Source organism: Roseibium sp., from assembly GCF_039982295.1.
Classification (GTDB): Bacteria; Pseudomonadota; Alphaproteobacteria; order Rhizobiales; family Stappiaceae; genus Roseibium.
This window is the reverse complement of record NZ_JBDWYP010000033.1, coordinates 101,398-119,966: the sequence shown is the minus strand read 5'-3', so window position 1 is coordinate 119,966 and position 18,569 is coordinate 101,398. Positions and strand designations below refer to the sequence as shown.

Below are 18,569 nucleotides of genomic sequence, written 5' to 3'. Positions count from 1 at the left end.
CCTCAGGCGAAGCTCTTGCGCGGATCAAAGGCGTCGCGAACGGCTTCGCCAATGAAGATCAACAAGCTCAGCATGAGCGAGATGACAATGAAGCCCGTAATGCCGAGCCAGGGCGCCTGAAGGTTGTTCTTGCCCTGCGCCAGGAGTTCCCCCAGTGAGGCCGACCCCGGAGGCAGGCCAAAGCCAAGAAAATCGAGCGCAGTCAACGTAGAGATCGATCCGTTCAGAATGAAGGGCATGAAAGTGAGCGTGGCGACCATGGCGTTGGGCAGGAGGTGCCGCCACATGATCGTGCGGTTGGACACGCCCAGCGCGCGAGCCGCCGCGATGTATTCAAAGTTCCGGCCCCGCAGAAACTCTGCCCGTACCACGCCAACGAGCGCCACCCACGAAAACGCCAGCAGGATCGTGAAGAGCGTCCAGAACCCGGGTATGAGTACCGAGGACACGATCAGGATCAGATAGAGCGTCGGGATCGCGGTCCATATCTCGATGAAGCGCTGGAAGATCAGGTCGACCCAGCCGCCGTAATAACCCTGCACCGCGCCTGCTGCGATGCCGATCACCGACGAGGCCAGTGTCAACGCGAGACCGAAAAGAACTGAAATGCGGAAGCCATAGACAAGGCGCGCCAACACGTCGCGTCCCTGATCGTCCGTGCCCAGCCAGTTCCAGTTGCCGACAACACAGTTTGAATCCTCAGCGCCCTCAGCATAGCGTACACAGCGCGTTTCCTTGTCCAGCATCCAGGACGGAGGCGCTGGAGCAGGCACCGGAATTTCGTTGTTCACAGTCCGATACGAATAGCGAACAAGCGGCCACATCATCCAGCCGTTGGCATTGATCTCCTCCTGGATGAAGGGATCACGATAGTCGGTCACAGCCAGAAAACCGCCGAACTTCTCCTCCGGATAGTTGACGAAGGTCGGGACCAGGAGTTCGCCCTTGTAGGACACGAGGATCGGCCGGTCATTCGTCAGGAACTCCGCCCCCATCGCCAGAACGAAGAGGATGAGAAAAATCCACAGGGACCACAAACCCCGGCGATTCGCCTTGAAGTTGGCCAGACGACGCTGGTTGATCGGCGACAATCGTCGCTTGCGCCCGTCTTGCGCACCGGTCATCGCACCTTGAACCATGGTTTCCATTGCTCAGACCTCCCGCGTTTCGAAATCGATGCGCGGATCGATCCAGGTGTAGGTCAGATCGGATAGCAGGTTCACAAGCAGGCCCATGAGCGAGAAAATATAGAGCGTGGCGAAGACCACCGCGTAGTCCCTGTTGATCACCGATTCAAAGCCAAGCAACCCAAGACCGTCGAGCGAGAAGATCGTCTCGATCAGCAGGGATCCGGCAAAGAAGGAGGAGATGAAGGCTCCCGGAAAGCCAGCAACGACGATCAGCATGGCATTGCGGAAAACGTGCCCGTAAAGCACCTGCCGCTCGTTCAGGCCCTTGGACCGGGCCGTGACCACATATTGCTTGCGGATCTCGTCGAGGAAGGAGTTTTTGGTCAGCAAAGTGGTCGTGGCAAAGGCCGAGAGCACCATCGCAGTCAGCGGCAGGGCCAGGTGCCAGAAGTAGTCCAGAATGCGCGCCGGCCAGGACATGGCTTCCCAGTTCTCCGAGGTGAGCCCGCGCAAGGGGAAGAGATCCAGAAACGAGCCGCCGGCAAACAGAACGATCAGCAGGACCGCGAAAAGGAAGCCCGGTATGGCATAGGCGACGACGATCACACCTGAGGTCCAGACGTCAAATCGAGACCCATCGGACACAGCCTTGCGGATCCCGAGAGGGATCGACACCGCGTAGGATAGAAGCGTCATCCAGAGCCCGAGTGAAATGGAGACCGGCATTTTTTCCGCAATCAGATCGACGATCTTGATGTCGCGGAAATAACTCTCGCCGAAATCGAAACGGGCGTAGTCCCAGAGCATCGTGAGAAAACGCTCAAGCGGTGGCTTGTCGAAACCGAATTGCGCTTCGAGCTCCTTGATGAAGTCCGGGTCGAGCCCTTGCGCGCCGCGGTACTTGGAGCTGACGCTCTCACCGGCAACACTACCGCCAGCTGCGTCGCCACCGCCGCCTCCCATGTCCGATCCGCCGCCGCTGATGCGGGCCGTCGCGGAGACATCCGTGCCCGAAAGCTGTGCGATCACACGCTCCACAGGCCCGCCGGGTGCGAACTGGATAATGAAGAAGTTGATTGCCATGATGCCGACGAGGGTCGGGATCATCAGCAGGAGCCGTCGAAGGATATAGGCGCCCATGTTCTTGTTCTATCGCCTCGTCTTGTGCACTTAGCCGGCCTTGCCGATCTTCTTTGCCTTTTCCAGATCCAGCCACCAAGTGGTCTCGACCGGGAAGTCGTAAAATGGTGGCCTTTCCGGATAGCCGAACATATCCCAGAGGGCCACGGTATGAACCGGCTTGGTCCATTGAGGCACCCAGTAGTGTCCCGGTCTGAGGACACGATCGAGGGCGCGGGCCGCGACCGTCATGTCCTCACGGCTCCTGGCCGACAATGCTGTTTCCATCAGGGCGTCAACCACCGGATCGGCAATGCCCGCCAGATTGTAGCTGCCCTTGGTTCCAGCGGCTTCAGAGCCCCAGAACTGGCGGATGCTGTCACTCAATGTCGCCGTCAGGGAAAACCGGCGGCTGGCCACTTCAAAGTCGAAGTCATTCAGCCGTGCCTGATACTGGGCAAGGTCAACGAGGCGGAAGTTTGCCTTGATCCCGAGCCGCTCGAGATTCTTGATATATGGCAGGACGATACGCTCATATCCTGGGGAATTGTTGAGAAATTCAATCGTGAGCGGTTTTCCGGTTGGCCCCACCAGCACAGAGCCGTCACGGGTATAGCCCGCCTCGGTCAACAGGCGAGAGGCTTCGCGAAGCATGGTCCTATCAAAGCCGGATCCATCTGAAACCGGCTGTACATAGAGATCGCCAAAGATCTCGTCTGACGCCTGCCCCCGGAAGGGTTCAAGCAGGGCAAGCTCTTCCGGGGACGGCATGCCCTGAGCCATCATGTCCGAATTCTGGAAGAAGGATTGGGTGCGGGTATAGATCCCGTAGAACAGCGACTTGTTCGACCATTCGAAGTCAAACGCATAGCCAATGGCCCGGCGCACGCGCGGGTCCGAGAATTTGTCCAGCCTGGTGTTGAAGAACCAGCCTTGGGCACCTGCAGGCCTGTTGTCCGGAAACTCCTTGCGGATCACCCGGCCGTCCTCGACCGCAGGGAAATTGTATTCCGTCGCCCAGATCTTCGAGCTGAACTCTTCCTGAAAGGTCACATTTCCCTTCTTGAAGGCTTCGAAAGCGACTTGATACTCGCGGAAGAATTCGAGGCGCAGCACATTGAAGTTCGAATGCCCGACCGACACCGGCAAGTCCTTGCCCCAATAGTCCTCGACCTTGTGATACTCGAGGTAGCGTCCGACGGCATGTTTGCCGACCTTGTACGGGCCTGAAGACAGCGGCGGCGTCAGGGTCGTCTGCTTGAAGTCGTAGGCGGTGTAGTACCGCTTGGAAAAGATCGGCAGTTCCGCAACCACCAGCGGCAGCTGCCGTGTCTGCTTGCCTGTGAAGCGAACGGCGACCCTGTGGGTGTCCAGAACTTCGGCATCGAGAAGTTCGCCCAGGACCTGGCTGATCTGAGGATGACCATCGGCCTTGAGCAGGATCAGCGAGAAGGCAACATCTTCCGCCGTGAGCTTCGACCCGTCATGAAAACGGGCCTCGGGACGCAGATTGAAGATGTAGGTGTTGCCGTCCTCCTCGATCTCGACGCTTTCGGCAATGAGTCCGTAGAGTGCGGCCGGTTCATCCAGAGCGCGCGCCATCAAGCTGTCAAAGCAGAGCTCCATGCGTGGAGGCGCATCGCCCTTCAGGATGAAGGAGTTGAGCGTGTTGAAGGTGCGCGGATTTTGATTGTAAGACCAGCTCGGCGCCCGGAAGACGAAGATGCCGCCCTTCGGAGCATCCGGATTGATGTAGTCGAAATGCTGGAAATCAGCCGGATATTTCAAGTCACCGAAGACAGATAGTCCGTGACGCTGGTCGCTGGCGAAAGCGCTCACTGGACCGAGTGGCAGGCTGGCAGCCAGGGCACTGCCGCCGGTCAGCTTCAGAAACCGCCGGCGATTTGTCTCCAGGGGCGCCCTCATTTCGCGACCCCTGTCTTGGCGGCCTTCGCCTCGTCGTACCACCAGATCGTCGGGAAGCCGTTGGAATACTCCGGGATGTTCTCCGGATGGCCAAAGCGATTCCAGCGGGCTGTGCGATCGATATCGAGATACCATTGCGGAATAACATAGTGGTTGTGCATCAGGACCCGGTCGAGGGCACGCGTCGCGGCGACGAGTTCCTCGCGATCCCCTGCGAAGATCACCTTCTCAATCAGCGCGTCGACGCCTGGATCCTTGATGCCGGCGTAATTGTAGGACTGCTGCTTGTCCGCACTTTCCGAGCCCCAATAGTCGCGCTGTTCATTGCCCGGTGACAGGGATTGGGCCCAGAGCAGGGTCGCCATATCGAAGTCACGGCTGCGAACGCGATTTATGTACTGCGGTGTATCGAGGACGCGGATGGTCAGATCAATACCAATCAGCTTGAGATTGTTGGCAAAGGGCAGAACATATCGCTCCGCACTCGGATCCTGGGCAATAAACTCGATCGTGAAGGGTTCACCAGTGTCGGCGTTGACGAGCTTGCGTCCTTCAAGCTTGTAACCTGCGGCCTTCATGAGCGTCAGAGCCTTCCGCAAGTTTTGACGCTGCTGCTGTGGGCCACCGCCAACCGGGTTCTCGTATTCCTCAGTGAAGACCGATGCCGGAACCAGATCGCGGACACTTTCCAGGATTTCAAGTTCCCGGCCTTCAGGAAGACCTGTCTGCGCCAATTCGGTTCCCGCGAAAAAGGACGAGATGCGCTTGTACTGATCGAAGAAAGACGTGCGGTTGATGCTCTCGAAATCGAAGGCGTAGTTCAGTGCTTCGCGTACCCGCCCGTCCTGGAATTTCTCCCGGCGCAGGTTGGGGACGAATGCCTGCATGATGGCGGAGCCATGGTCGGGGAATGTTTCCAGAACCACCTTGCCTTTTTTCACCGCCGGAAAGTCATAGGCCGTCGCCCAGTTCTTGGCGATGCTCTCCCTTCGCCAATCATATTGGTCGCCCTTGAAAGCCTCCAGAAGCACCGCGCTGTCGCGGTAGGAGTCATAGCGAATTTCGTCGAAATTATCGGTCCCGACCTTTACCGGCAGATCCTCGGCCCAATAGTCCTTGACGCGCTCGTAGGTGACCCGGCGATTGAAGGAGAAATCCCGGACCTTGTAGGGACCGGAGCCCAAAGGGGCTTCCTGAAGGCCGCTGGCGATATCGCGAGGCTTGCCGCTGGCGTTGGTGCCTTCCCACCAGTGCTTTGGCAAGATCAGCAGCTGGCCCATGATGTGGGGTAGCTCGCGGTTGTTTTTGGTATCGAATTCAAAGCGAATGACGCCGCCGGGAAGCTCCTCGGCACTGGTGACATTCTTGTAGTAGAATTTTTCCCGCGGGCTTAGTTCCGTGGCCTTCTCGAACGACCAGATGACGTCCGCTGCGGTGATCGGCTCGCCATCATGCCAACGGGCCTTGGGATTCAGACGGTATTCGACCCAGGAAAAGTCCTCCGGGTAGCGAAGTGCTTCCGCAATGAGCCCGTATTGCGCGCTGATATTGAGCTCATCCAAAGAACTTTCCATCAATGTCTCATAGACGAGGCCAACACCGGGTGCCGGATTTCCCTTGGGCAAAATCGGATTGAAGGTGTCAAAGCCTCCAGACGTGGAAAGACGCACGAGGCCGCCTTTGGGTGCGTCCGGGTTCACATAGTCGAAATGGGAGGCGTCAGCGCCATACTTCGGCTCACCGGTCAGGGCCGTTGACTGATGCCACTCCGGTTCCGATGCAAGAGCCGGTACTGCGGTGCCTGCAAATGACAGCCCCAACAGAACGCCTGTCAGAAGGCTTTTCAACGTCCCGGATCGCCGTGTGTGGCCTGTCATCCAATTCCTCCGTCTTCGCCCATGGGCTGCGGCTCGTTATCGAGCCGGCATCGAATACATCTCTTATTGCGATACTAGGGGAGACAATAGGTCGCCGTCACGTGTTCCGGCGACACATGACAGAAATTTAAGGCAAAGCTTGAAACGACTTGCCGGTTTTCACGAGGGTGGCGCGTGTGGTTTTGCCCGGATGCCACTGCCCTTGACCTATCGATCACGACCTCAACCGGACAGCAAAAAAGGCTGCGCCTTGCGACGCAGCCTTTCAATTCGACAGGGCGCACCCTTCAAGCTCCAGCCTTACTCGGCAGCTGGCAGCGGAACAGGATCGCTCGCCTGCTCACGCAGATAGGCAATCATGTTGGCCCGATCTGCAGGTTTGCGCAGACCCGCAAAGCCCATGGATGTGCCCGGGATATGGTCCTTCGGCTTGATCAGGAAGGCTTCGAGTTCTTCGAAGGTCCAGGCCGGATGAGTTTCCGCGTATGCGGTCATGGCTGACGAATAGGCAAAGCCTTCGTGAGACGCAGGCGCGCGGCCAACAATGCCCCAGAGCGCAGGACCGACCTTGTTGGCGCCACCTTCATCGAAGGAGTGGCAAGCGGCGCACTTCTTGGCAACCTTTGCGCCGTCGTCAGCGCTTGCCGAAGCAAGACGAATGGCGATTGGCTCAACCTCTTCGACATCGGGCGCCGCGCCTGCGGCCTGCGAGTCTGCACTCGCAACCACGATTTCATACCCAGGTTTGCCCGGAATCGTCGGTTTAAAGATGATATCCGATACAATTCCGACACCCATGGTCAGAAGAAGCACCATCAAGACCGCACCAGCGACCTTATTCAGCGTGAAGGAATCCATTCTCTCCGGCTCCAAAGCTAATACGCGTCCGGGTCCGCAACTTTCGTCACGGACCCATTAAGCTTTTCGATTTGGGCGGACCCTACAAATTTTTTGACGCCGCTGTCCATAGGTATAAAAGGACTCACGGTACGACATTCGGACGCGGCTAAGCGCGCCGCTTTGTCCCGCACGTTGTTTTTGAACCGGAGTCCCTCGTGACCAGCGCCCTTGTCGTCATTCCCGCCCGCCTCAATGCCACCCGCCTGCCGCGCAAGCCCTTGGCAGATATCTGCGGAAAACCAATGATTGTTCGCGTTCTGGAACAGGCACAAAACGCTGACATCGGACCGGTCGTCGTTGCCTGTGACGATGACAGCATTGCACAGGCGGTGAGTGATCATGGCGGCAAGGCTGTCATGACCCGCGCGGATCATGAATCAGGCTCTGACCGGATTCAGGAAGCAGCCGATGCAATCGACCCTGCAAGAAACCACGATGTGGTTCTCAATCTGCAAGGAGATGTGCCATTGATTGCCCCCGAAGCGATTCGGGCTGCCTTTGCGCCATTGGCTGACCCTGGCGTTGATATCGGTACGATCATGACGGAGATTCGCGAAGAGCAATTCCGCAACGACCCAAGTTTCGTCAAAGCCGTCGTCACACCTCTGGCTTCGACAGCCTATCGCGCGCTCTATTTCACCAGAGCCACGGCCCCCACAGGCGACGGCCCGCTCTTTCAGCACATCGGTGTTTATGCCTATCGCAGGGCCGCGCTCGACCGGTTCGTCGCACTGCCGGCCTCTCCCTTGGAGGTGCGCGAGAAGCTGGAACAGTTGCGCGCCCTCGAAAACGGCATGCGCATTGATGTCTCGCTGATCGACACGGCGCCCATGGATGTGAATACACCTGACGACCTGGAACGGGCCCGAGCCGCTGTTTCCGCGCAATAGTTGCCATTCTCTGGTATGTATCGCCAAACTTGATCGAGGAATGAAGAGTACCGATGTCTGACCGCAAGAAGATCGTCTTTCAGGGCGAAACCGGCGCCAACTCACATATGGCATGCAGCGACGCCTACCCTGACTTTGAAGCCATCCCTTGCGCGACCTTCGAGGATTGTTTTTCAGCACTGGAAAATGGCGATGCAGAACTGGGCATGATCCCGGTCGAGAACTCGGTCGCCGGGCGCGTGGCCGACATTCATCACCTTTTGCCCAAGTCCAGCCTGCATATCATCGGCGAATACTTCATGCCGATCCGCTTTCAGCTGATGGCACCCAAGGGAGCCCCGCTTGAGGGCCTGAAGAGCGTTCAGAGCCATGTCATGGCACTTGGACAATGCCGAAACATCATTCGCGAACTCGGCCTCAACGCCGTCGTCGGAGCGGACACCGCAGGGTCTGCCCGTCAGATCGCCGAGCGCGATGACCCGACGGCCGCAGCGCTCGCACCGCGCATGGCCGCTGACGTCTATGGCCTTGATATCCTGCGGGAAGATGTTGAGGACGCAGCCCACAACACCACACGGTTCCTGATCCTGTCCCGAGACGATCGCAAGGCAGCCAATTCCGGGCAACCGATCATCACGACCTTCATCTTCCGCGTCCGAAACGTGCCTGCTGCGCTTTACAAGGCGCTTGGCGGCTTCGCGACCAATGGCGTCAACATGACAAAGCTGGAATCCTACCAACTTGAAGGGCAGTTCTTTGCTTCGATGTTCTATGCGGACATTGAGGGCCATCCGGACGACCCGTCCGTCAGCCTCGCCCTCGAAGAACTGCGATTCTACTGCGCCGAGTTCAAGATGCTTGGCGTCTACAACGCCAGCCCATTCCGCGAGAAAATCAGGGAACCCGAAGCCAACCGGGCCCTGCGCCCGACGCCGGAAATCTAATGCAGTCGACCATCAGGAAATCTAAATGACCGAAATCAAGTATGATGCCCTGTGCATCGGCAATGCCATCTGTGACGTCTTCGCCCACGTGGAAGAAGACTTCCTGGTTCAGGAAAATCTCGTCAAAGGCTCGATGCGGCTGATCGACACTGAAGAGGCCGTTCGCCTTTACGAGAAGATGGGGCAGACCGTTCGCATTTCCGGCGGCAGCGCCGGCAACACGGCCGCAGGCATCGCCTCCCTTGGCGGAAATCCGGCGTTTTTCGGCAAGGTGGCCGAGGATGAACTCGGTGACAGCTATGCCCACGACATGAAAGGCACCGGAGTTCACTTCGAAACGCCGCGTCTTGTTGACAGTGATCCGACTGCTCGCTCCATGATCCTGATCACTCCGGACGGTGAGCGGACCATGAATACCTATCTGGGCGCCTGCACCCGATTTGGCCCCGCCGACGTGGACCCGGAGATCGTCAAGGCGTCCGCAATTACCTACATGGAAGGCTACCTTTGGGATCCTGAAGAGGCGAAGAAAGCGTTCCTGGAAGCCGCCAGGATCGCCCACGCGAATGATCGCAAGGTCGGTATCACCCTGTCAGATTCCTTCTGCGTTAACCGGTATCGGTCAGAGTTCCTCGGTCTTCTGAAAGACGGCGTGGTCGACGTCATGTTCGCCAATGAACATGAACTGAAGGCTCTCTACGAGACAGCTGATCTGGACACGGCCATTGGCGCGGCCCGCGACTGTGGCGCTCTGACGGCACTGACCCTCGGCGAGGACGGCGCAATGGCGATCACCGCGACCGAGATTGTCAAAGCCGAGGCCAAAGCTGTTGATGAAGTGGTCGACCTCACTGGCGCCGGCGACCTTTTCGCCTCCGGTTTCCTGTTTGGCCTGGCTCGGGATTACGATCTGAAGTCCGCGACGGAACTGGGCTGCCTGTGCGCCTCGAACGTGATTGGGCATGTGGGCGCTCGCCCTGAAAAGCCACTGAAGGCGATCGCCGAGCAGGGCGGCTTTGAAGTCTGAGCCCATTACGATCACCAAAAACCAAAAAAGGCGGCCGATTGGCCGCCTTTTTCATATTCAAACACAATGCACTATCAGTCAGCGAGATCTTCGACGCTGATAACCTTGCCATCTTCATCCAGGCGGTAGATGACCGGCGCGCCTGTGCCCAGTTCACGTTTCAGGATCTCTTCCGGCGACAATCCTTCGAGTTCCATAATCAAGGAACGCAGGGAGTTGCCATGGGCAGCGACAATCGTCCGTTTGCCTGACAACACCTGAGGGAGGATTTCCGTGCGGTAGTAAGGCAGAACGCGTTCAGCCGTCATCTTGAGGCTTTCTCCGCCCGGAGGCGGTATATCGAAGGAACGGCGCCAAATGTGGACCTGCTCTTCGCCAAACTGCTGACGCGCCTCATCCTTGTTCATGCCCGTGATGTCGCCATAGTCGCGCTCGTTCAGAGCCTGATCCTTGATCGTCTCCAGACCTTGTTGGCCGAGCTCTTCAAGAATGAGTGTCAGCGTCTTCTGGGCGCGCTGCAGAACAGACGTATATGCAATGTCGAACTGCAGCTTCATGTCATGCAATTGCACGCCAGCATTCTTGGCTTCGGCAACACCCTGTTCCGTAAGGTCAGGATCCTTCCAGCCGGTGAACAGGTTTTTCAGATTCCACTCGCTTTGACCGTGGCGGACAAGCACCAAAAGGCGTTCCATAACCGATCTCCCAATTTCTCAACAAAATGTCAGTCGTTCAGGCCGAGAACATCGGCCATCGAATAAAATCCGGGCTTCTTGTCGAAAGCCCAAAGCGCTGCCTTGACTGCACCCTTCGCAAACAACTGGCGATCTTCCGCACGATGGGTCAGCTCCATGCGCTCCCCCTCGCCGGCGAAAATCACCGAGTGTTCACCAATCACCGAACCACCACGAAGGGTGGCGAAACCAATGTCGCCGCTCTTGCGGGCGCCGGTGATCCCGTCCCGTGAGCGTACAGAGTGTTCAGCCAGAGGGATTTGACGCCCTTCGGCTGCCGCTTCACCAAGCAACAATGCGGTTCCCGAAGGCGCATCAACCTTATGCTTGTGATGCATCTCGAGAACCTCGATATCAAAGTCCGCATCAAGAGCCAGAGCCGCTTTTTTAACCAGTGCGGCCAAGAGATTGACGCCAAGGCTCATATTGCCCGACTTTACGATTCGCGCATGACGTGCAGCCGCAAAAAGTGGTTTATCCTCATCTTCCGCCCAACCGGTTGTGCCAATCACGTGGACGATGCGCGCCTGAGCTGCAAGTTCGGCAAATTCGAGAGACGCAACCGGGGCGGTGAAATCCAGAACGCCATCAGCTGCCGCGAAGGCGGAAAGCGCATCTTCCGTGACCGCAATGCCAAGTTTTCCAACGCCGGCCAGTTCACCGATGTCCTGACCAAGAAATTCGGAGCCGCTGCGCTCGATCGCGGCACAAACGCGCGCGCCTTCGGTTTCAGCTACGGCGCGCACGAGTGCGCGGCCCATCCGGCCAGCAGCGCCGACAACAACTAGGCGCATTTCACTCATGCCTATCCCCATCTTGAAACAAGTGGATGCGGTATAGCAGCTTCGTGAGACTTCGCAAATCGTCCTGGAAGCGCCAACCACAAACGAAAACAGGGCGGAACCGAAAACCGGATCCGCCCTGTTTCAGATCATTCAATTCGAAAGCTTAGCCCTGCTCGGCTTCTTTTTCGATTTCCTTGCCTGTCTCCTGGTCAACGACCTTCATGGAGAGGCGAACCTTGCCACGCTCATCGAAGCCCATGAGCTTGACCCAGACCTTGTCACCTTCCTTGATCACGTCGGTGACCTTGGCAACCTTGCGTGGAGCAAGCTGGGAAATGTGCACGAGGCCGTCCTTGGCGCCGAAGAAGTTCACGAATGCACCGAAATCGACGCACTTCACGACCGTACCCTCGTAGATCACGCCAACTTCAGGCTCAGCTGCGATGGAATTGATCCAGTTCACAGCAGCCTGGATGGCCTTGCCATCGGAAGATGCGATCTTGACGGTGCCGTCGTCTTCGATGTTGACCTTTGCGCCGGTCTTCTCGACGATTTCACGGATGACCTTGCCGCCCGAACCAATGACTTCACGGATCTTGTCGACCGGGATTTTCATCACTTCGATGCGTGGCGCATGTTCGCCGAGCTCGGCGCGGCCTTCGGAGATGGCGCTCGCCATTTCGCCGAGGATATGCACGCGGCCGTCTTTCGCCTGAGCGAGCGCGACCTTCATGATCTCTTCGGTGATGCCCTGGATCTTGATGTCCATCTGCAGCGCAGTGATGCCGTTTTCGGAACCTGCAACCTTGAAGTCCATGTCGCCGAGGTGATCTTCATCGCCAAGGATGTCGGACAAGACTGCGAAACGCTCGCCTTCCTTGATCAGACCCATTGCGATGCCGGCCACAGGCGCCTTGAGCGGAACACCGGCGTCCATGAGAGCCAGAGACGTGCCACAAACGGTTGCCATGGAAGACGAACCGTTCGACTCGGTGATCTCGGAAACCACGCGAAGGGTGTATGGGAACTCATGATGCGCAGGGAGCATCGGGTTCACTGCACGCCATGCGAGCTTGCCATGACCGATTTCACGACGTCCCGGGGAGCCCATGCGGCCCGTTTCACCGACCGAGTAGGGCGGGAAGTTGTAGTGCAGCATGAAATGGGACTTGTAGGTGCCTTCCAGAGCGTCGATGAACTGCTCATCTTCGCCTGTGCCAAGGGTTGCTACGACGAGGCCCTGTGTCTCACCACGGGTGAAGAGCGAGGAGCCATGAGCGCGCGGCAGGATACCAACTTCCGACGTGATCGCACGGACGGTGGACAGGTCACGGCCATCGATGCGCGAACCGGTGTCGAGAATGGCGCCACGAACGATCTCGGCTTCGAGATGTTTGAATTCACCGCCAAGAACGGTTGCTTCAGGAGCGTCTTCGCCGCCGTTGTCGATCAGCGCTTCAACAACCTTGGCCTTGGCCGCGTCGACAGCGTTCTTGCGCTCGGTCTTCGAGGTAATCGCGTAAGCGGCCTTGAGATCATCCCCGGCCAGACCCTTGATCTGCTCATAAAGAGCGGAGTGGTCAGGCATGGAAAATTCACGCGGCTCTTTTGCAGCTGTCTCGGCCAACTTGATGATTGCATCGATCACCGGCTGGAAGCCCTTGTGACCGAACATCACGGCGCCGAGCATCGTGTCTTCGTCCAGTTCCTTGGCTTCGGACTCAACCATCAGGACAGCGTCCTGGGTACCTGCGACAACGAGGTCGAGGGCAGACTCAGCCATGTCGTCGATCAGCGGGTTCAAAACGAACTCACCGTTGATCATGCCAACGCGTGCGCCACCGATCGGGCCCATGAAGGGAACACCGGAGATCGTCAGGGCTGCGGAAGCCGCAACCATGGCCAGCATGTCGGGAGCGTTTTCCATGTCGTGCGACAGAACGGTGATCACCACCTGGGTGTCGTTCTTGTAGCCATCAGCGAACAGCGGACGGATCGGACGGTCGATCAGGCGCGAGGTGAGCGTCTCATGCTCGGAAGGACGTCCTTCACGCTTGAAAAAGCCACCCGGGATCTTGCCCGCAGCATATGCTTTTTCCTGATAGTTTACGGTCAGCGGGAAAAAATCCTGACCAGGCTTCGGCGACTTCGCGGAAACAACAGTGGCGAGTACCTTGGTATCGCCATAGGTCGCCATCACGGCGCCGTCGGCCTGACGGGCAATCTTGCCGGTTTCGAATACGAGCGGACGACCGCCCCATTCGACTTCTACACGATGAACATCAAACATCATGATTCCTTACAGCTTCGTCCCGAGCTGCGGTCTTCGAACCGCGCATCTGTTCGGGACATTTATCGGTCGACCCCGTATGGGCCGGTTACCGATATGACAAGCCACGGGCAAGACGACAAGCGGCTTCCGTTTTGATCCGAAAGCGGCCGGCAATCCTGCCCCATGACCGTCACGTGTCTTCCTATAGTAAAACGCGGCGGGCAAATCCACCCGCCGCGTTTTTTGACCAGACCTGTTAGCGGCGAATGCCCAGGCGTTCGATCAGAGTCTTGTAACGCTCTTCGTTCTTGCCGCGGACGTAGTCCAGCAGCGAACGGCGCGTTGCAACCATCTTCAAGAGGCCGCGGCGGGAATGGTTATCCTTGCCATGATCCTTGAAGTGACCCGTGAGGTTGTTGATCCGCTCGGTCAGAATTGCGACCTGGACTTCCGGAGAACCCGTGTCGCCTTCCTTGATGGCGTATTCTTTCATCAACTCAGCTTTGCGCTCAGTGGTAATCGACATCGCTCTTTCCTTTCGAAGATGCAGCCGGGCACGCCCGACTTTAGATGGTGCCGGAAAACCGGCCTGATCCGCACCGTCACCAGAGCCGAGATGTCGGTCAGCAAAGGTTGGTACGGACGAATTGAGCCAACAGGCCCAATGGCGGCGGAATATGGCGGAAAACCTTCGCCATTTCCAGTGATTTCTTGGGGAGCCGCGAAGCGCGACCTAGCCAAGGTTAAAGACACGCGCCGGCTGGAAGCGGCCCTTGTCGATGGCGCCGATGGCAACAGGCTCGCCGGCGTGGCTGGCAAAGGCGGTTTCGCAGTTCAAAGGCGCCTCCCGGCCACGTAGCAAAATCGCCATTCCCTGACGAATTTTCCCGGCATCCTCGAGAGAAACCGGGAGCTCGAGAAGATTGTCCATCGCTTCGCGAACCGGGCGGATAAACTCATCGACCAGAGCCTCGATGCCCTCGCCTTCTTCGCGCTCGTCGGCAGCTTCCAGCAGATCGTCAAGCGTAACCATGTCCTCTTCGCCAAACGGCCCGACAAGAAGACGCCTCAGTTCGGTGACGTGGCCGCGCGTTTCAAGACGCCGGCCAAGATCGCGGGCCAGCGCGCGCACATAAGTGCCCTTGCCGCACTCTGCCTCGATCACCGCACGGTTTTCATCCGGACATTCGACAAGGTGAAGGCGATGAACATCGATGGGCCGCGCCTCAAGTTCGATGTCAGCGCCATCGCGTGCAAGATCATAGGCGCGTTCGCCATCGACCTTGATCGCGGAGAAAATCGGCGGCACCTGCATGATCGTGCCGACGAATTCCGGCAGGACAGCCTCGATATCAGCAGCCTGCGGCCGGACGTCGGAAGTCGCGGTCACTTCGCCTTCAGTGTCATCAGTGGTGGTTTCCGCGCCCCAGGTCACTTCGAAACGATAAACCTTGCGCCCGTCCATCACGAAAGAGACGGTTTTGGTCGCCTCGCCGAAAGCCAGAGGCAGACAGCCTGATGCCCGTGGATCGAGTGTGCCGGCATGGCCGACTTTTTGCGGTGACAGGATCCGCTTGATCTTGCCGAGTGCGTCGTTGGACGTGATGCCATAAGGCTTGTCGAGCACCAGCCATCCGTTGATCGCGTTGCGTTTTCTTTTGACTTGTTTTTGACGCGCCATGAAGGGTCCGATTGTGTCTTGAAGCCGGTCGCCGCAAGGAGCTTTGCCTCGCGCCAATTGCAACCGCGCCGGAATGCCTGAAACTCAGTCCTGGTCGTCGTCGCTGTCAGCGTCCGTTGCCAGGTCTCTGGAAACGCCCGGCGAATGCAGCAGGCTTTCGATCCGGTCATCGTCATCGAAGCGTGTATCGAGCACGAAGCGGAGATCTGGCGAATATTTCATGGTCATCCGGCGGGACACCAGGCCACGCAGATATTTCGCGCAACGGTTCAGCGCCTTTTCGATCTTCTCGCCGTCACCACCGCCAAGCGGCATGAAAAGGCAGGATGCGAGGCGCAAATCCGGTGTCATGCGAACTTCCGGGATGGTCACAATGACGCCCTCGAGTTCAGGATCGGCGATTTCACCGCGTGTCAGAATGTCCGACAGCTCCTTGCGCACAAGTTCACCGACGCGCAACTGCCGCTGCGAAGGGCCTTTGGCACCCTGTCCGTGTTGTCGTGTCATGATTTCAATCCATTTCCTGCGCTGGCAGACCGGCGCCAAATGCAACACGCCGGCGCGGCTGAAAATGCGGCGCCGGCGTATTTGATTTTACAGAACCCTGACTATCAGAGCGAACGAGCGAGATGCTCAACGCGGAAACATTCGATGACGTCGCCTGCGCGCATGTCCTGATAGTTGACGAAGTTCATGCCGCATTCCTGACCGGATTCGACAGACTTGACCTCGTCCTTGAAGCGCTTGAGCGTACCCAGCTTGCCTTCGTGGATGACGACGTCGTCGCGAATGAGGCGGACTTCCGCGCCACGCTCGACCATGCCTTCGGTAACCAGACAACCTGCGACCTTGCCGACCTTGGAAATGTGGAAGATCTCCTTGATCTCCGCATTGCCGAGGAACGTCTCGCGCCGTTCCGGAGACAGAAGACCGGACATCGCCGCTTTGATGTCATCCACGAGATCGTAGATGATGTTGTAATAGCGGATCTCGATGCCATCGCTTCTGGCCGCTTCGCGAGCCTGCTTGTTGGCACGAACGTTAAAGCCGATGATCGGAGCCTTGGAAGCAGCTGCAAGCGTAACGTCACTTTCCGTGATGCCACCAACACCGGACATCAGGATCCGTGCGCTGACCTCATCGGTGCCCAGTTCATTGAGCGCATGGACGATGGCCTCGACAGAACCCTGCACATCACCCTTGAGGACAAGCGGGAATTCCTTGCGGCCAGTTTCCTGCAGCCGGTTCATCATCTGCTCAAGCGAACCACGGGCGCCAGAGGCAACAACGGACGCCTTCTCGCGGATCTGACGCTGACGGTAGTCAACGATCTCACGAGCGCGGGCTTCGTTCTCGACAACGGCGACCATGTCACCAGCTGCCGGCGTGCCCTGGAAACCGAGAACTTCGACCGGCTTGGAAGGACCAGCCTCTTTCACCTGATCGCCATTTTCATCGAGCATCGCGCGAACACGGCCCCACTCGGCACCCGCAACAACGATGTCGCCCGGGCGCAGAGTGCCCTTCTGGACGAGAACGGTCGCAACAGGGCCACGGCCACGGTCGAGCTGTGCTTCAACGACAATACCTTCGGCCGTCCGGTCCGGATTGGCCTGAAGTTCGAGAACTTCAGACTGCAGCAGGATCATTTCCAGCAGCTTGTCTAGATTCGTGCCGTCCTTGGCCGAGACTTCAACGTCGATGACGTCACCGCCCATGCCTTCGACAACAATCGAGTCTTGAAGCAGTTCGGTGCGAACACGGTTCGGATCTGCACCCGGCTTGTCGATCTTGTTGATCGCAACGATGATCGGAACATCGGCAGCCTGGGCATGCGCGATGGCTTCCTTGGTTTGCGGCATGACACCGTCATCAGCAGCAACCACAAGGATCACGATATCGGTCGACTTCGCACCGCGAGCACGCATCTGCGAGAAGGCAGCGTGGCCCGGAGTATCGATGAAGGTGACCTTGTTGCCACCCTGTTCGACCTGGTACGCGCCGATGTGCTGAGTGATGCCGCCGGCTTCGCCAGTCACAACCTTCGAGTTGCGGATGGCATCAAGCAAGGACGTTTTACCGTGGTCGACGTGGCCCATGATGGTCACGACAGGCGGACGCGACTGCATTGTGCCGTCATCGTCCTCGGTGGAGAACAAGCCTTCTTCAACGTCCGCTTCGGAGACGCGCTTGACCGTGTGGCCCATTTCAACGGCGATGAGCTCAGCGGTATCCGCATCGATCACATCGTTGATCTTGAGCATCTGGCCCTGCTTCATGAGCAGCTTGATCACATCCACAGACCGTTCGGTCATGCGGTTCGCCAGTTCCTGGATGGTGATTGCCTCAGGCAGCGTGACTTCACGCATGACCTTTTCGCGCACCACCTGCTGACCGCCACGCTTTTCCTTCTCGCGGCGACGACGCAGCGATGCCAGCGAACGCGAACGCTGTTCGTCGTTGCCACCGGTCGCGGCGGAAATCGTCAACTTCGAGCGACGGCGATCGTCGCCGGTACGCGGGCGTGTCGTCGTCGGGGCAGGAGCTGCTTTCTGACGCTTGACCGGACGAAGCGGCTGCTTGCGGCTGTCATCTTCCGCAGGCTTTTCGTCGCGTCCAGCGGCCGGACGTGCAGCTGCGCCAGCCGGCTTGTCAGCGCGGGCACCACCTTGTGCAGGCCTGGCTGCTGCCGGAGCCGGCTTGGCTGGAGCCGCGGCCGCAGCCTTTGCGTCTTCCTCAGCCTTCAACGCAGCCTGCTTGGCTTCTTCAGCTTCGCGAATCTTGCGCGCTTCTTCTTCCGCCTTCAGTCGAGCTTCTTCCTCGACCTTGCGGCGCGCTTCTTCCTCGGCACGACGCTTGGCGTCGATCTCGGCCTGCTTGCGCTCTTCGACTTCGCGAACCTGCGCCATCTTGAGCGCTGCACTGCGTGCTGCCGCTTCTTCCTTGGTCAGCGTCCGCAGAACGTTGCCGCCCTTCTGCTGCCGTTGGCCAGAAGCACCTGCAGCACGACGTGCTGCCTGTTGTGCGTCCGGCTGCGGCTTGCGCGGAGCTACCTCGGCAGGCTTTTCAAGCCGCTGTGTCTGAAGCGCGGGCTGTTCAGCCTTGGGCTCCTGACCCGGCACGACGACACGACGCTTCTTTTTTTCCACGACGACGGCTTTGGACCGGCCGTGCGAGAAGGACTGGCGAACAGTCCCCTGGTCACCACCACCCCTTTTGATGCCGAGCGTTTTCCGCTCAACACTGATTGTCTTGTCGCCTGGGTTTTTCGTATCGCTCATATT

At 58.4% G+C, this 18,569-nt stretch carries 15 protein-coding genes; 3 read left to right on the top strand and 12 right to left on the bottom strand.

Features of this window, described 5'->3' with window-relative positions:
• Window positions 1–2: 2 nt before the first annotated feature.
• From ABJZ52_RS05775 to ABJZ52_RS05755, 5 genes are all read right to left on the bottom strand, one after another.
• Window positions 3–1,148, bottom strand: coding sequence for an ABC transporter permease (locus tag ABJZ52_RS05775; RefSeq protein WP_348189690.1), 1,146 nt, complete (start codon window positions 1,146–1,148; stop codon window positions 3–5).
• A 3-nt stretch (window positions 1,149–1,151) separates the two neighbouring features.
• Window positions 1,152–2,270 (bottom strand): microcin C ABC transporter permease YejB, encoded by a 1,119-nt coding sequence (locus ABJZ52_RS05770; RefSeq protein ID WP_348189692.1) that lies wholly within the window; start codon window positions 2,268–2,270, stop codon window positions 1,152–1,154.
• A gap of 30 nt (window positions 2,271–2,300) precedes the next feature.
• Entirely contained in the window at window positions 2,301–4,175 is a 1,875-nt protein-coding gene (locus ABJZ52_RS05765) for an extracellular solute-binding protein (RefSeq protein ID WP_348189694.1), read from the bottom strand.
• Complete coding sequence (locus ABJZ52_RS05760) at window positions 4,172–6,052, bottom strand: extracellular solute-binding protein (RefSeq protein WP_348189696.1); 1,881 nt, start codon at window positions 6,050–6,052, stop codon at window positions 4,172–4,174. Before ABJZ52_RS05760 ends, ABJZ52_RS05765 begins: the two co-directional genes overlap by 4 nt.
• A 300-nt stretch (window positions 6,053–6,352) precedes the next feature.
• Window positions 6,353–6,910: a cytochrome c family protein gene (locus ABJZ52_RS05755; RefSeq protein ID WP_348189698.1), complete on the bottom strand. Its 558-nt coding sequence runs from the start codon at window positions 6,908–6,910 to the stop codon at window positions 6,353–6,355.
• Between the two features lie 197 nt (window positions 6,911–7,107).
• Here ABJZ52_RS05755 and ABJZ52_RS05750 point away from each other — a divergent pair, with 197 nt between their 5' ends.
• From ABJZ52_RS05750 to ABJZ52_RS05740, 3 genes are read left to right on the top strand one after another with little or no spacing between them, the layout of a single operon-like run.
• Window positions 7,108–7,842: a 3-deoxy-manno-octulosonate cytidylyltransferase gene (locus ABJZ52_RS05750; protein ID WP_348189700.1), complete on the top strand. Its 735-nt coding sequence runs from the start codon at window positions 7,108–7,110 to the stop codon at window positions 7,840–7,842.
• A 53-nt stretch (window positions 7,843–7,895) separates the two neighbouring features.
• Entirely contained in the window at window positions 7,896–8,786 is an 891-nt protein-coding gene (locus ABJZ52_RS05745) for a prephenate dehydratase (RefSeq protein WP_348189702.1), read from the top strand.
• A gap of 25 nt (window positions 8,787–8,811) precedes the next feature.
• Entirely contained in the window at window positions 8,812–9,813 is a 1,002-nt protein-coding gene (locus ABJZ52_RS05740) for an adenosine kinase (protein WP_348189704.1), read from the top strand.
• A 74-nt stretch (window positions 9,814–9,887) separates the two neighbouring features.
• On the opposite strand, the gene ABJZ52_RS05735 is transcribed toward ABJZ52_RS05740, so the two are convergent.
• The 7 genes from ABJZ52_RS05735 to infB form a co-directional block, all read right to left on the bottom strand.
• Window positions 9,888–10,508: a 2,3-bisphosphoglycerate-dependent phosphoglycerate mutase gene (locus ABJZ52_RS05735; RefSeq protein WP_348189706.1), complete on the bottom strand. Its 621-nt coding sequence runs from the start codon at window positions 10,506–10,508 to the stop codon at window positions 9,888–9,890.
• A 29-nt stretch (window positions 10,509–10,537) separates the two neighbouring features.
• The gene (gene dapB, locus ABJZ52_RS05730) at window positions 10,538–11,350 is read right to left on the bottom strand and encodes a 4-hydroxy-tetrahydrodipicolinate reductase (protein WP_348189708.1); all 813 of its coding nucleotides are present in this window, start codon (window positions 11,348–11,350) and stop codon (window positions 10,538–10,540) included.
• 145 nt (window positions 11,351–11,495) lie between these two features.
• Window positions 11,496–13,622: a polyribonucleotide nucleotidyltransferase gene (pnp, locus tag ABJZ52_RS05725; RefSeq protein ID WP_348189710.1), complete on the bottom strand. Its 2,127-nt coding sequence runs from the start codon at window positions 13,620–13,622 to the stop codon at window positions 11,496–11,498.
• Window positions 13,623–13,860: 238 nt separating this feature from the next.
• The gene (gene rpsO, locus ABJZ52_RS05720) at window positions 13,861–14,130 is read right to left on the bottom strand and encodes a 30S ribosomal protein S15 (protein WP_153770344.1); all 270 of its coding nucleotides are present in this window, start codon (window positions 14,128–14,130) and stop codon (window positions 13,861–13,863) included.
• A 207-nt stretch (window positions 14,131–14,337) separates the two neighbouring features.
• Window positions 14,338–15,285, bottom strand: coding sequence for a tRNA pseudouridine(55) synthase TruB (gene truB, locus ABJZ52_RS05715; RefSeq protein ID WP_348189712.1), 948 nt, complete (start codon window positions 15,283–15,285; stop codon window positions 14,338–14,340).
• 84 nt (window positions 15,286–15,369) lie between these two features.
• Window positions 15,370–15,792, bottom strand: a complete 423-nt coding sequence (gene rbfA / locus ABJZ52_RS05710) for a 30S ribosome-binding factor RbfA (RefSeq protein WP_348189714.1) — start codon at window positions 15,790–15,792, stop codon at window positions 15,370–15,372.
• Window positions 15,793–15,896: 104 nt separating this feature from the next.
• On the bottom strand, window positions 15,897–18,566 hold the full coding sequence (infB, locus tag ABJZ52_RS05705; RefSeq protein WP_348189716.1) for a translation initiation factor IF-2: 2,670 nt from the start codon (window positions 18,564–18,566) through the stop codon (window positions 15,897–15,899).
• Window positions 18,567–18,569: the final 3 nt, after the last annotated feature.